Below are 13439 nucleotides of genomic sequence, written 5' to 3'. Positions count from 1 at the left end.
GCCACACATAAGCATAGGGAGCTTAGGTTCCCTATGCTTACATAGATTAAACATGTTAATCTAACTCACCTTTTTCAAGATCCATCCTGCCATGACGATAAAAGACACACTATTATATCTCGGTAAAGCCACCCTTTTCGGTCTTATCATGGCGGCCATGTTTTTATTGGTAACCCGTTATTTCGATAACCAATCCCTCGGTAATAGCCTGCTACAAACCCGAGCCAACAACACAGTCGAGCTCTCCTTTGCCAAGGCGGTCCGCCGCGCAGCCCCTGCGGTTGTTAACATTTATAGCCTCAGCATAGATCAGAACCGCCCACTTAACTCGGGTTCGCTACAGGGCCTAGGTTCTGGGGTGATAATGAGCAAAGAAGGCTATATTCTTACGAATTATCATGTCATTAAAAAGGCCGACGAAATTGTTGTCGCCCTGCAAGATGGACGCAAATTTACCTCTGAAGTGGTTGGCTTCGATCCAGAAACCGATTTATCGGTACTCAAGATTGAAGGCGATAACTTACCGATTGTCCCCGTTAACCTCGACAGTCCACCTCAAGTCGGTGATGTCGTGCTCGCCATTGGTAATCCCTACAATTTAGGCCAAACCATTACCCAAGGCATCATCAGTGCCACAGGTCGTAACGGTTTAAGTTCTGGTTACTTAGACTTTTTGCAAACCGATGCGGCGATTAATGCCGGTAACTCTGGCGGCGCCCTCATTGACACTAACGGCAGCCTTATCGGTATTAATACCGCAGCATTCCAAGTGGGTGAAGAAGGCGGCGGCCATGGGATTAACTTCGCTATCCCGATTAAATTGGCCCACAGCATTATGGGTAAGTTGATTAAGAATGGCCGCGTGATCCGTGGTGCCTTAGGGATTTCTGGCGAGCCAATTAACCCTGTGGTGGCGCAGATCCTTAATCTACCCGACCTAAAAGGTGTGCTTGTTACAGGTGTCGATCCTAATGGCCCAGCGGCGCGTGCCCTCTTAATGCCAAGGGATGTAATTATTAAATACGATGGTGAAGATGTGCCAGGCGTTGAAATGCTGATGGACCGCATCGCGGAAACCACACCGGGTAAGAAAGTAATGATGACTGTGATACGCCAAGGGAAACAACAGGAGTTACCTGTGATTATCGATGAGAAGGTTGTGGTCGATAACTAGAACGACGCCCCTCATTGCGTAGCACACTAAAACGCAGACAACAAAAAACCAGCTTTTAAGCTGGTTTTTTTTATTGGGTCGAGATTTTAATCTCTCAGGCCTAACTCAATAACTCGTTACTGAGTACGCACAACCTGCGCGCCTAAACCTTGGAATTTATTCTCAATATGTTCATAACCACGGTCTAAGTGATAGATACGATCGACGATCGTCTTGCCATCGGCCACTAAACCCGCAATCACTAGACTCGCTGACGCACGTAAATCCGTCGCCATCACCTGTGCACCACTTAAGGATTCAATCCCTTGGATAATGCAGGTATTACCTTCAAGCTCCATGGTTGCGCCCATACGAATAAGCTCTGGCACGTGCATAAAGCGGTTTTCGAAGATGGTCTCGGTAATGGTTGCCGTACCTTGCGCTAAAGCGTTGAGCACACAAAACTGCGCCTGCATATCCGTTGGAAAACCGGGATAAGGTGCCGTCTTGATATTGACCGCCTTTGGACGCTTACCTTGCATATCGAGCTCAATCCAATCTTCGCCCGTCGTAATCTTAGCGCCCGCATCTTCAAGCTTAGCGATAACTGACTCAAGTGATGCAGGATCGGCTTTTAGGCAACGAATACGCCCACGAGTTACCGCAGCAGCGACCAGGAAGGAACCGGTCTCGATACGATCTGGCATCACGCGGTAATTACAGCCCTGTAAACGCTCAACCCCTTGAATACGCAAGGTTGCACTGCCTACGCCGGTGATTTTTGCACCCATAGCAATCAAGCAATTGGCCAAATCGATCACTTCAGGTTCGCGCGCCGCGTTTTCAATAACGGTTTCGCCATCGGCTAACGCCGCAGCCATCAGCAAGTTTTCGGTTGCACCGACACTCACCATGTCCATGAAAATGTGTGCGCCTTTAAGACGACCATCAACACGGGCTTTAATATAGCCTTCTTTCACTTCAATCTTGGCACCCATCATTTCGAGGCCATGTAAGTGTAAGTTCACCGGTCTTGCGCCAATGGCACAGCCGCCTGGCAATGACACGTCTGCGGTACCATAACGCGCCAATAACGGCCCTAAGATCAAGATAGACGCGCGCATGGTTTTCACGAGATCGTAGGGAGCGCAAAACTCATTCAGATTAGTGGTTGAAATGCGGATCTGTCCGTCGCCAAGCTCAGTCACTTCAGCACCGAGGCAGCGTAATAATTTACAGCTAGTAGTCACATCGCGAAGATTCGGCACGTTAGAAACCACAAAATCGGTTTCGGCCAATACGCCTGCCATCAGAATAGGCAGAGCCGCATTTTTAGCACCTGAAATGATCACATCACCGGCAAGCGGGGGGCTTGCCTGAATTGTTAGTTTATCCACTTTTCCTCACTAGCTAGGCATGTTGAAAACTTTTTCGCGTTTCCATTGAGTCGGCGTGAAAGTTTTGATCGTTAATGCATGTAATTCACCGCTGGCAATGTGTGCTGTCAACGGTGCATAAATGGCTTGTTGCTGTTTGACTCGGCTCATACCATCGAAGCATTCGCCTACGGCGATCACTTTATAATGGCTACCATCCGAGCTAGCGTGAACTTCTTCAAGCCCTAACGCATCACGTAAAATCTGTTCGATTAAGCTGCATTCCATGAAATCTATTACCCTATTCTCAATGCGCTTCTTCGGTAAAGAAGGCATGTAAATCATATAAATCGATGAGTTTTTTAAGTTGTGGTGAGGCAGAACTCAATTCAAGTTGACTGCCATGTTCACGCACTAACGCCAGCAAAAATGCCATGCCAGCGCTATCACTGTATTCAAGCCCAGATAAAGACAATATCTGAGTAGACTCGCCCAGCAGTTGTTGCCGCTGTGGCCAAAGTGTAATGACATCGGCTTGGGTTATGCGCCCTTTGAGATGACAAACTGTGCCTTGTTGCACAAATTCAATCACGACTGCGACTTCCCTGATTTAGCCTTGATCGTCACTTTTTCTTTAGTGCGATCTTCGAGCATCTTAATCACAGGATCGATACCCTGCTGGCGAATCAGATTCGAGATTTCAGACTGCTTAGAAGACAGTAAGCTCACACCTTCGGCAACTAAGTCGAATGCCTTCCATGAGTCATCTTTCAAACGGCGCGCCTTAAACAGCAATTTGATTGGCGGCCGGCCGGCTTCGATGATCTGCACGTTCACATCGACCATTTTCTCTTTGCTGAAATCAACCCCAGGTGAAAATTCCACTTTTTGATTGGTGTATTCAGTAAAAGCTTGGGCATAGGTCGACACTAAATAACCTTCAAAGGCATCGACGAAACGATTACGCTGATCTTCGGTTGAATCCTTAAGATATTGGCCTAAGACTTTGTAAGAAGCGTATTTATAATCAATATAAGGCATCAGCTCTTCACGAACGATCACCTTTAAATGATCTGAGTCAGCATCGATTAACGCTTTATCTTTATGAAAACGATCGAAGGTTTTATTAGCAACGGCTTTCACCATGGCATACGGGTCCTTAGTGTCGACCACCACATCGGCGGCGACAGCGCTCGTTGCCCCTAAAACCATCACTAACGGCAGTAAAAAACGAGATAAGTTTTTAAACATAGCGGTAACCCCTATTTATCCTTCGAACCCATACTATATAAGAACTGACCAATCAGTTCCTCCAACACTAATGCCGAGCGCGTGTCATCAATCTTGTCGCCATCTTTGAGCATACTGACATCATCGTCGACAAAACCCGGTGTTAACCCCAAGAATTGCTCGCCCAATAAACCCGAAGTCAAAATTGCTAAACTACTGGTTTCAGGGAATTTATCGTAACGCTTATCCATCACTAAAGTGACCACAGCCACTAACTTAACGGGATCTAAATCAATGCCACTGACGCGGCCAACCACAACACCGCCGACCTTAACGGGCGAACGTACCTTCAAGCCACCAATATTGGTGAAATTGGCTTTTATGGTATAAGTGCTATCGCTGCTTTTAACTTCAATATTGGCGACGTTAAAGACCAAGACCAAAAAAGCGGCCAATCCCGTTAAAAGAAACACACCCACTAATAATTCAATTTTTCGTGTCAACATGTTCAGCTACCACTCTGTTAATCCATCTTACCTGTGTCGAAATCCGCAGTGTTCCGTTAGCGGCCAAACATCAGGGCTGTCAGTAAAAAATCTAATGCCAATACAGCGAGGCTCGACTGAACCACAGTCTGAGTCGTTGCACGGCTGATGCCTTCCGGATTTGGGATCACTTGATAACCGCGATATAACGCAATCCAAGTCACCACTACGGCAAACACACCACTCTTGATCAAGCAGTTAACTATGTCCTGACGCCATTCGACCGACGCCTGCAGAATCGACCAAAACGCCCCGCTGTCGATACCCTTCCATTCCACGCCTACTATGTGACCACCGTAAATACCCACAGCGGTAAACATTAACGCCAGCAATGGCATACTGATCACCCCAGCCCAAAAGCGTGGTGCAATAATCTGCCTTAATGGGTCGATAGCCATCATCTCTAAACTCGAGAGCTGCTCAGTACTTTTCATTAAACCAATTTCAGCGGTTAAGGCTGAACCCGCACGTCCCGCAAACAAAAGTGCGGTAACCACGGGCCCTAACTCACGCAGTAAACTGAGCGCCACCATAGGGCCTAAGCTTTCTTCGGTGCCGAAGCCAACTAAGATGTTGTAGCCTTGCAGCGCCAACACCATGCCGATAAAGAGCCCTGATACTAAAATAATCACCATAGATTGCACGCCGACTACATAAATCTGGCGCACTAACAATGGAAAGCCTTTGCGCACGCGTGGCCAACGAAAAATCGCCCCCCACAACATGAGCCCTGCGCGGCCAAAACCGAGCACTAACTCAATCGCGCTGCGGCCTAAGTTGGCAATACTGTCTATTAACTTCACTTGCCAACTCCTTTTGCCATTAATTCTTGTTGGTAATCATTCGCCGGATAATGGAACGGTACAGGGCCATCCGGTGCGCCTTGAATAAACTGTTTCAGCTGCGGATTGTCGGCGTACTTCAATTCTTCTGGCGTGCCATGGGCGATGACTTTTTTATCGGCCACCACATAGACATAATCGGCAATACCGAGGACTTCATCTACATCGTGGGACACCACAATAGAGGTCAGATTCAGCGCATCGGATAACTCACGAATAAGCTTCACTAACACGCCCATAGAGATAGGATCTTGGCCGGCAAAAGGTTCATCGTACATCACCATTTCAGGCTCAAGCGCGATGGCTCTGGCCAATGCCGCGCGGCGTTGCATACCACCGGATAACTCACTTGGCATCATCTGAGCGGCACCACGTAAACCTACGGCTTCAAGCTTCATCAGCACGATAGTGCGAATAATGTCTTCTGGCAGACCTGAATGTTCGCGCAGCGCAAAGGCCACGTTATCGAACACATTAATGTCGGTAAACAGCGCGCCGCTTTGAAACAGCATGCTCATCCGCTTACGCAGACTAAATAATTCATTGCGACTCACGCCATGGATATCGTGGCCATCAAATAGCACTTGTCCGTGGTCAGGCGTTAATTGGCCGCCGATCAACTTTAACAGGGTCGTTTTGCCTATGCCGCTCGGCCCCATGATCGCCGTCACCTTGCCCCTTGGAATGGACAGGCTAATATCTTCATATATCACACGCTGACCGCGGCTAAACCCCAAATTACGGATCTCAACCAACGGCGTTTGTTCTTGAGTCATGCTTGATTCCGACATTTGCAAAAGAGGTGATCCTAGTCTTCCTAGACTGACCAATCGAAGAGCCGCAAATTGTACGTAATTGCGCTTTAACCTACAACCGAATCGACACTATCGCCCTGCGATACTTTCAATTTGCCTCATTTACAGCGAAAATGCGCCCTAAGTTTTCACTCTGCACAGGTAAAATGTTACTTAATGTTTTCAACCTAGTTGCAGAATTGGCGATATTGGCTAATTCGTTCGCACTTAGCTCGCTCTTCGTCCAATTTTAGGTGCAATGAGTCGATATACGAGTGTGAAATAGAGGCATCCCGTGCGGTAATACCCGCCGCGATACGGGATAAATGCATTGAAATAAACGACAAAGACGATGATATTGCTCAAGACCTTCGGCCGCTAAACAGGTTATTGTGCATGAATAGCTGCCGCAGCTGAACTTGACGAGTCGGATCAATCGCTCTAGCCTGCCGCAATTGTTTTGTTGCTTTAGGGAATTCACCACAACAAGACATAAGCTAAATCGTCTGAAAACAAACTAAAACTTGGCAGAAAGCCTATTACATATCATCTTTATCGCGTACCAAATTGTGCTATTCCAATCCCATCAATGGGGCGACAAAGACAATGCAAAAAGAGAGATAGACATGGTAGACAAATCACAACTGCGCCAATGGGGCTGTAAAGTTATCGACATTGAAAAGTCAGCCCTAGACAATCTTTATCAATATGTTGATTCGGCTGAATTTGCAGAAGCTTGCGAGTTGATCCTTAACTGCACAGGCAAAGTGATTGTCATGGGAATGGGCAAGTCGGGCCATATCGGCAATAAGATTTCTGCCACCCTCGCTAGCACAGGAACGCCCGCATTTTTTGTGCATCCGGGTGAAGCCAGCCACGGCGATCTCGGTGTATTAGCCGATAACGATGTGATTTTAGCGATTTCAAATTCCGGTGAGTCGAGCGAAATCCTCACCTTAATGCCCGTCATCCAACGTATGGGCGTGCCCGTTATCGCGGTAACAGGCAAACCCGAATCGAATATGGCGCGCTTATCTAAAGTACATTTATGTATTGAAGTCCCAGAAGAGGCTTGCCCACTTGGACTCGCGCCAACGTCGAGCACCACAGCGACCTTAGTGATGGGCGATGCGATTGCCATTGCGCTGCTACAAGCGAAAGGCTTTACCCGTGATGACTTTGCTATGTCCCATCCTGGCGGTGCTTTAGGACGCAAGTTATTGTTAAAAGTCTGCGATGTCATGCATAGCGGTGATGACTTACCGCTCGTTAACCACGATATTTGCATCACAGAAGCCCTGTACGAAATCTCCAAAAAAGGCTTAGGCATGACGGCGATTATCGATGATCAGCGCAAGCTGGTTGGTATCTTCACCGATGGTGATTTACGCCGCGTTATCGATGCCGAAGTAAATCTACGCACTACGCCCATCGCCGATGTGATGACCCGTAACTGCGTGACCATCACCGACGGTGTGTTGGCCGCCCAAGCGCTGCAAGTGATGGACTCAAAAAACATCAACGGATTAATTGTTATAGATAAAGACCGCCATCCAATCGGCGCTCTTAACATGCTAGACATGGTTAAAGCAGGAGTCATTTAATGCCACAGCAAGGATTTTACGGCCCAATCAGTGATGATGTGTGGCAACGCGCGCAAAAGATTAAACTGTTGATCTGTGACGTCGACGGGGTGTTTTCCGATGGTCGTATTTACCTAAGCAATAGCGGCGAAGAGCTAAAAGCCTTCCACACCCGCGACGGCTATGGCGTGCGCTCGATACTCACCAGCGGTTTTAATCTTGCGGTTATCACTGGACGTCAATCCAAAATCGTTGAAAACCGTATGACGGCGCTCGGCGTAACTCATATTTATCAAGGCGTAGACAATAAGTTCGAGCCCTATGAAGCATTGCTCGCACTCTATGGTGTTACCCCAGAAGAAGTGGCTTATATCGGTGATGATATTGTCGATCTGCCAGTGATGAATGTCGTCGGTTTAGCAGTCAGCGTAGCCGATGGTCATCCCTATGTTCGTCAGCACGCCCACTTTGTGACTACGCTCAATGGCGGCCACGGTGCCTTGCGTGAACTCACAGATCTATTGCTACTCAGTCAAAATAAATTCACTTCGGCCCATGGAATGAGTATATGAGTCGTGTGACACTCGCGATTATCGCTTTTTTTGGAACGGCATTAGTGCTTTATTGGCAAGTGCAGAACAAACACAGCGGTGATACCGATAACAGAGTAAAAGATCAAAATACCCCAGATTTCATCGTTGAAGATCTGCGCAGTGTTGAGTTCAATGAACAAGGGCTAGTCAATAGCCGTGTGACGGCGAAACACATGGAACATTATGATTCAACGAATCAAACTTACTTTACTCAACCTGTTTATCTTGTTTATCCAGACCAAGGTAAAGCACAATGGCAACTCAGAGCAGATCAGGGCAAGCTAAACAAGGAAACGGGCAAGGTTGTATTAGAAAACAATGTTATTATTGATGCCATTAGCCCAGAAGAACCGATCCAGACCTTGTCCACCAGTTATCTGGAACTCGATCTCAATACGATGATAATGACCTCTGACCGCACCATTTACGTCACAGGGAAAGATTTTAATATTCAAGGCCAAGGCCTTTATGCCGACCTCAACGCGCAAGAAGTGCAATTGACCAGTCAGGTAGTAGGAACATATGAAGCAAAATAACGTATTACTTGCCAGCCTAATGCTAATAATGAGCATGAGCGCCTTTGCTAAAGTCGACGACCTGAAACAGGAAGTCAAAATCAAGGCTGTGAGCCAAACGGCAGATATCAAAAACAACCAGATCATCTTCTTTGGTCCGGTTGAAGTCACCCAAGGTTCGATTAAAATCCATGCAGATCAACTGCGTGCATTTTCTGCCGAAGGTGAAAATAGCAAAATTTTAGTGGCCACTGGCAACCCTGCGACGTACAGCCAAGTGTTAGACGATGGCCGTCCAGCCTCGGCGAGCGCGAAAGAAATTCGTTACGATATGGCGAGCCGCACCCTGACACTTAAAGGTTTAGCCTCGTTAGATCAAGCGGGCAGCCAAGTGACGGGTAATTTAATCCGCTACAACATCATCCAGCAAAAATTGATTGCCGAGAGTACCGGCAGTGGCGACGATCGCGTGATCACTATCATTCAGCCAGAAAGCTATCAAGATGATGCCAAACCAGACGCGCCAGCAGAAAAACCTGTGAAAAAGCAGGACTCTAAATGACCCAAATCACCCTAAGAGCACAAAATCTGGCGAAGAGTTACAAGAGTCGCCAAGTGGTTAAAGACGTTAGTCTGACGGTAAAAACCGGTCAGGTCGTTGGCCTACTCGGCCCGAACGGCGCGGGTAAAACTACCACCTTTTACATGGTCGTCGGTCTGGTTAAGAGCGATAAAGGCCACATCTTTATCGACGATGATGATTTAACCGCAGATCCTATGCACCTGCGTGCCCGCAAAGGTATAGGTTACTTGCCGCAGGAAGCCAGTATCTTCCGTAAACTGACCGTCCATGACAACATCATGGCCGTGCTGCAAACGCGTAAAGAATTAAAAAAAGAGCAAAGGGAAGAAGAGCTAGAACATCTGCTTGAAGAGTTCCACATCACCCACATCCGTGACAGCCAAGGCATGTCATTGTCGGGCGGTGAACGTCGCCGTGTCGAAATTGCGCGGGCGTTAGCAGCAAATCCTAAGTTCATTTTGCTCGATGAACCCTTTGCTGGTGTCGATCCGATTTCGGTTATCGACATTAAAAAGATTATCGAACAGCTCAAAAGTCGTGGCCTTGGCGTGTTGATCACAGACCACAATGTCCGTGAGACATTAGATGTGTGTGAACATGCCTATATCGTGAGTCACGGAAACTTGATTGCCGAAGGAACACCCGCAGAGATCTTAGACAATCAGCAAGTTAGGGCTGTGTACTTAGGTGAACAATTCAGGCTATAGTTAATCAACCGGAGCCAATGCAGGTAATTTATGCCACCATTGGACTCCACTCAAGATGATAACAAGCGACCTCATCCAACAATAATAACGTAGGGATCAGCGGTAACATGAAAGCGTCACTCCAGCTCAAACTGGGTCAACAGTTAACCATGACGCCACAATTACAACAGGCCATACGTCTGTTGCAACTGTCGTCATTAGAACTGCAGCAAGAGATCCAGCAAGCCTTAGATTCTAATCCCCTTCTCGAGCTGGAAGAGGATCAATTCGACGCCACTAAAGACCCTGTAAACCAAACGCTATCCGATACGGATTTCAGTGAATCAAGCACCCTGCCGCCAGAAAAAGACAGCTCCACCATAGATACGGCAGAGTCGCTCACGAAAGAGTCCATGCCCGACGAACTCCCCATGGACACCACATGGGATGAAGTGTTCACCGCCTCTCCCAATTCTGGCCCCGGCGGCAGTCGTGAAGACGATATGCCCTTCCAAGGTGAGACCATTGAAGGCTTGTATGAACACTTAGAATGGCAAAAAAACCTCACGCCGTTTTCTGAAACCGATTTAGCCATTGCCACCGCCATTATTGATGCCATCGACGATCAAGGCTATCTCACCCAAAGCACTGACGAAATCCTCGAAGCCATGGGCAATTCGGAGGTCGAGCTCGACGAAGTCGAAGCCGTACTCAAGCGCATTCAACATTTTGATCCCATTGGTGTTGCCGCCCGCGATTTAAGTGAATGCCTGTTGATCCAACTGTCGCATTTCGCCGCTGACACGCCCAACCTAGAAAACGCCCGCATGCTGATCAAAGATCATTTAGATCTGATCGCCGCCCGCGACTTTAGGTTGTTGATGCGTAAGACTAAATTAAAAGAGGATGAATTAAGGGACGGCATAGCGCTTATCCAAACCCTCAATCCCCGCCCAGGTTTATTGATTACGCCCAACGATGACGAATACGTCATCCCGGATGTGTCAGTGTCGAAAAAAAATGGCCGCTGGGTGGTCGAGCTTAATCCTGACTGCATGCCAAAAATCAATGTAAACCAACATTATGCCTCGATGGCGCGCAGCACTAAAAGCCAAGCCGATAGCCAATTTATTCGTGGTCATCTGCAAGAGGCTAAATGGTTTATCAAAAGCCTAGAAAGCCGTAACGACACTTTACTTAAAGTTGCGAACTGTATCGTCCAATATCAGCAAGGTTTCTTTGAATACGGTGAAGAAGCCATGAAACCTATGGTGCTGAACGATATTGCCGAAGCGGTAGAAATGCATGAGTCGACCATCTCACGGGTGACGACACAGAAATACATGCATACCCCTAAGGGACTTTTTGAACTAAAATACTTCTTCTCTAGCCACGTCGGTACTGACGATGGTGGGGAGTGCTCATCCACAGCAATCAGAGCCTTCATTAAGAAACTGGTTGCAGCGGAAAACCAGAAAAAACCATTGAGCGACAGTAAGATGGCACAACTTCTGGCAGAACAAGGGATCAACGTAGCCCGCAGAACCATTGCGAAGTACCGAGAGGCTATGCTCATTCCGCCTTCTAATCAGCGTAAAAGTTTATAACCTACAGTGGATATCGGAGGACGTTTCTATGCAAATAAACCTGAGTGGACACCATGTCGAAATTACCGAATCGTTACGTGCATATGTAGAAGAAAAGTTTTCAAAACTTGAACGCCATTTCGAACAGATCAATAATGTGCACGTTGTGCTCAATGTCGAGAAAATGCAACAGATTGCCGAAGCGAGAATAAATCTTATCGGTGGTGAAGTTTTTGCTACTTCAGAGCATGCTGACATGTATGCCGCTATAGACGCCCTGATTGACAAGCTTGATCGTCAGGTTATTAAACACAAAGAGAAGTTAACAAAACACTAATAATGGAACTTTGTACCATACTGCGGCCGGAGTGCACTACCTGCGCCACTCCGGGCAGCAAGAAAAAGGTACTGGAACTCATCAGCGACTTAGTCGCTGCCCAGTACCCGACCCTCTCATCTCAAGAGATATTCGAAAGCCTAGTGGCGCGCGAAAAGATGGGGAGCACAGGTATAGGTAACGGCATCGCCATTCCACATGGTCGACTAGCCGATATAGATCAGCCCATTGCCATACTCATTAAGTGTGAAGAGCCGATAGCATTCGATGCTATCGATAAGCAACCTGTTGATATTTTATTTGCACTACTGGTGCCTGCAGACCAATGTCAGCAGCACTTAAGTACCTTGTCTTGCATGGCCGAAAAGCTGAGCGACAAGCAAATATTAAAGCAATTACGCAAGACGCATGATGAAACGGAACTCTATCAGGTAATCACTGGATGAAACTGGTCATAGTGTCGGGCCGCTCAGGCTCAGGCAAATCTGTCGCCCTAAGGGTACTCGAAGATCTCGGCTATTATTGTGTCGATAACCTTCCCTTGCCCTTAATCGGCACTTTGCTTGAGCAACTCAAAGGCAGTAACGATCTCGTCGCCATCAGTGTCGACGTGCGTAACTTGCCTGAGCAGGATAAAGTCTTAGTGAAGCAACTAGCGAGCCTGCCTCCTGATACTGAGTTAACCAGCTTCTTCCTCAATTCCAGCGATAAAATTCTGCTTAAGCGTTACAGCGAGACCCGCCGTTTGCATCCTTTGTCGAAGAGCCAAGTCTCTTTGCAAGAAGCGATAAAGCTGGAAGGGAAACTGCTCGAGCCTATGTCAAAACTGGTCGATCACTACATAGATACGTCGAATCTGAATATCTATGATTTAAGCGATCAAGTGAGACAAATTCTGCTCGGCAGCGTCGATAAAGAGTTAGTGATTAACTTCGAGTCCTTTGGCTTTAAGCACGGTATGCCAACCGAAGCCGACTTTATGTTTGATGTACGCTTTCTGCCTAACCCACACTGGGAACTGGCGCTGCGTCCATTGACAGGCTTAGATGAGCCCGTGGCTGAGTTCTTAAATCGTCAACCACTCGTGAATAAGTTCATCTGGCAAATCGAAAATTTACTGGAAACTTGGCTGCCACATCTCGAGCGCAACAATCGCAGTTATTTAACTGTGGCGATTGGCTGCACGGGTGGGCAACACAGATCGGTTTACGTCGCAGAGCAATTGGCTAAACGCTTTAGTAACGGTAAACATAAAGTTTATGCCCGTCATCGAGAGCTCAATAATGCCAAAGCTTGAACGTCAGATCACCATCTGTAACAAACTGGGATTACATGCCCGTGCCGCCACTAAGTTGGTGGTACTGGCATCCGAGTTTGATGCGACTATCACCTTGATACAAGGCGATAAACAGGCATCGGCCGCCAGCGTGCTTGGCTTATTGATGCTTGAGACTGGCATGGGTAAAACCATTAAGCTTATCGCCGAAGGTCCAGATGCTGAGCCCGCTCTGGATGCCATTTGTGCCTTGATCGATGCTAAGTTTGACGAAGCCTGTTAGTTTCATTTCATACTCAGCGTTCCACACAGACACTCAGATTAGTACACCTCACATTTA

At 47.4% G+C, this 13439-nt stretch carries 18 protein-coding genes; 11 read left to right on the top strand and 7 right to left on the bottom strand.

The window, feature by feature from the left end:
- Positions 1–91: 91 nt before the first annotated feature.
- On the top strand, positions 92–1174 hold the full coding sequence (gene degS / locus OX890_RS05540; RefSeq protein WP_006083056.1) for an outer membrane-stress sensor serine endopeptidase DegS: 1083 nt from the start codon (positions 92–94) through the stop codon (positions 1172–1174).
- A gap of 116 nt (positions 1175–1290) precedes the next feature.
- Here the strand turns inward: degS and murA are convergent, their stop codons facing one another.
- Genes murA through mlaF form a run of 7 tightly spaced genes read right to left on the bottom strand, consistent with a single transcriptional unit; the run spans position 1291 to position 5922 of the window.
- Complete coding sequence (murA, locus tag OX890_RS05535) at positions 1291–2550, bottom strand: UDP-N-acetylglucosamine 1-carboxyvinyltransferase (protein WP_006083057.1); 1260 nt, start codon at positions 2548–2550, stop codon at positions 1291–1293.
- Positions 2551–2559: 9 nt separating this feature from the next.
- On the bottom strand, positions 2560–2817 hold the full coding sequence (locus OX890_RS05530; RefSeq protein WP_006086065.1) for a BolA family protein: 258 nt from the start codon (positions 2815–2817) through the stop codon (positions 2560–2562).
- Between the two features lie 19 nt (positions 2818–2836).
- Entirely contained in the window at positions 2837–3121 is a 285-nt protein-coding gene (locus OX890_RS05525; RefSeq protein ID WP_006086066.1) for an STAS domain-containing protein, read from the bottom strand.
- On the bottom strand, positions 3118–3780 hold the full coding sequence (locus OX890_RS05520; RefSeq protein WP_107946539.1) for an MlaC/ttg2D family ABC transporter substrate-binding protein: 663 nt from the start codon (positions 3778–3780) through the stop codon (positions 3118–3120). Before OX890_RS05520 ends, OX890_RS05525 begins: the two co-directional genes overlap by 4 nt.
- An 11-nt stretch (positions 3781–3791) precedes the next feature.
- The gene (mlaD, locus tag OX890_RS05515; RefSeq protein ID WP_006083061.1) at positions 3792–4265 is read right to left on the bottom strand and encodes an outer membrane lipid asymmetry maintenance protein MlaD; all 474 of its coding nucleotides are present in this window, start codon (positions 4263–4265) and stop codon (positions 3792–3794) included.
- Positions 4266–4321: 56 nt separating this feature from the next.
- Positions 4322–5107, bottom strand: coding sequence for a lipid asymmetry maintenance ABC transporter permease subunit MlaE (gene mlaE, locus OX890_RS05510; RefSeq protein WP_011847819.1), 786 nt, complete (start codon positions 5105–5107; stop codon positions 4322–4324).
- Complete coding sequence (mlaF, locus tag OX890_RS05505; RefSeq protein ID WP_063882287.1) at positions 5104–5922, bottom strand: phospholipid ABC transporter ATP-binding protein MlaF; 819 nt, start codon at positions 5920–5922, stop codon at positions 5104–5106. Before mlaF ends, mlaE begins: the two co-directional genes overlap by 4 nt.
- A gap of 644 nt (positions 5923–6566) precedes the next feature.
- On the opposite strand from mlaF, the gene OX890_RS05500 reads away from it, so the two are divergent.
- From OX890_RS05500 to OX890_RS05455, 10 genes are all read left to right on the top strand, one after another.
- Complete coding sequence (locus OX890_RS05500) at positions 6567–7544, top strand: KpsF/GutQ family sugar-phosphate isomerase (protein WP_006086070.1); 978 nt, start codon at positions 6567–6569, stop codon at positions 7542–7544.
- The gene (kdsC, locus tag OX890_RS05495) at positions 7544–8095 is read left to right on the top strand and encodes a 3-deoxy-manno-octulosonate-8-phosphatase KdsC (RefSeq protein ID WP_006083065.1); all 552 of its coding nucleotides are present in this window, start codon (positions 7544–7546) and stop codon (positions 8093–8095) included. The genes OX890_RS05500 and kdsC overlap by 1 nt, the downstream gene beginning before the upstream one ends.
- Positions 8092–8652 carry an LPS export ABC transporter periplasmic protein LptC gene (gene lptC / locus OX890_RS05490; protein ID WP_006083066.1) on the top strand — a complete coding sequence of 187 codons (561 nt, stop codon included), beginning with the start codon at positions 8092–8094 and terminating at the stop codon, positions 8650–8652. Before kdsC ends, lptC begins: the two co-directional genes overlap by 4 nt.
- The gene (gene lptA / locus OX890_RS05485; RefSeq protein ID WP_126491165.1) at positions 8639–9193 is read left to right on the top strand and encodes a lipopolysaccharide transport periplasmic protein LptA; all 555 of its coding nucleotides are present in this window, start codon (positions 8639–8641) and stop codon (positions 9191–9193) included. The genes lptC and lptA overlap by 14 nt, the downstream gene beginning before the upstream one ends.
- Positions 9190–9921, top strand: coding sequence for an LPS export ABC transporter ATP-binding protein (gene lptB / locus OX890_RS05480; RefSeq protein ID WP_006086073.1), 732 nt, complete (start codon positions 9190–9192; stop codon positions 9919–9921). The genes lptA and lptB overlap by 4 nt, the downstream gene beginning before the upstream one ends.
- A 107-nt stretch (positions 9922–10028) precedes the next feature.
- The gene (locus OX890_RS05475) at positions 10029–11507 is read left to right on the top strand and encodes an RNA polymerase factor sigma-54 (RefSeq protein WP_268650220.1); all 1479 of its coding nucleotides are present in this window, start codon (positions 10029–10031) and stop codon (positions 11505–11507) included.
- Between the two features lie 28 nt (positions 11508–11535).
- The gene (hpf, locus tag OX890_RS05470; RefSeq protein ID WP_006083070.1) at positions 11536–11823 is read left to right on the top strand and encodes a ribosome hibernation promoting factor; all 288 of its coding nucleotides are present in this window, start codon (positions 11536–11538) and stop codon (positions 11821–11823) included.
- A 2-nt stretch (positions 11824–11825) separates the two neighbouring features.
- Positions 11826–12269 (top strand): PTS IIA-like nitrogen regulatory protein PtsN, encoded by a 444-nt coding sequence (gene ptsN / locus OX890_RS05465; RefSeq protein ID WP_006083071.1) that lies wholly within the window; start codon positions 11826–11828, stop codon positions 12267–12269.
- Positions 12266–13120 carry an RNase adapter RapZ gene (rapZ, locus tag OX890_RS05460; protein WP_006086075.1) on the top strand — a complete coding sequence of 285 codons (855 nt, stop codon included), beginning with the start codon at positions 12266–12268 and terminating at the stop codon, positions 13118–13120. Before ptsN ends, rapZ begins: the two co-directional genes overlap by 4 nt.
- On the top strand, positions 13107–13382 hold the full coding sequence (locus tag OX890_RS05455; RefSeq protein WP_006083073.1) for an HPr family phosphocarrier protein: 276 nt from the start codon (positions 13107–13109) through the stop codon (positions 13380–13382). Before rapZ ends, OX890_RS05455 begins: the two co-directional genes overlap by 14 nt.
- Positions 13383–13439 lie beyond the last annotated feature (57 nt).

Origin of the sequence: Shewanella sp. DAU305, from assembly GCF_026802235.1 — a bacterium.
Classification (GTDB): Bacteria; Pseudomonadota; Gammaproteobacteria; order Enterobacterales; family Shewanellaceae; genus Shewanella; species Shewanella baltica.
This window is presented reverse-complemented; position numbering and strand designations above follow the sequence as displayed.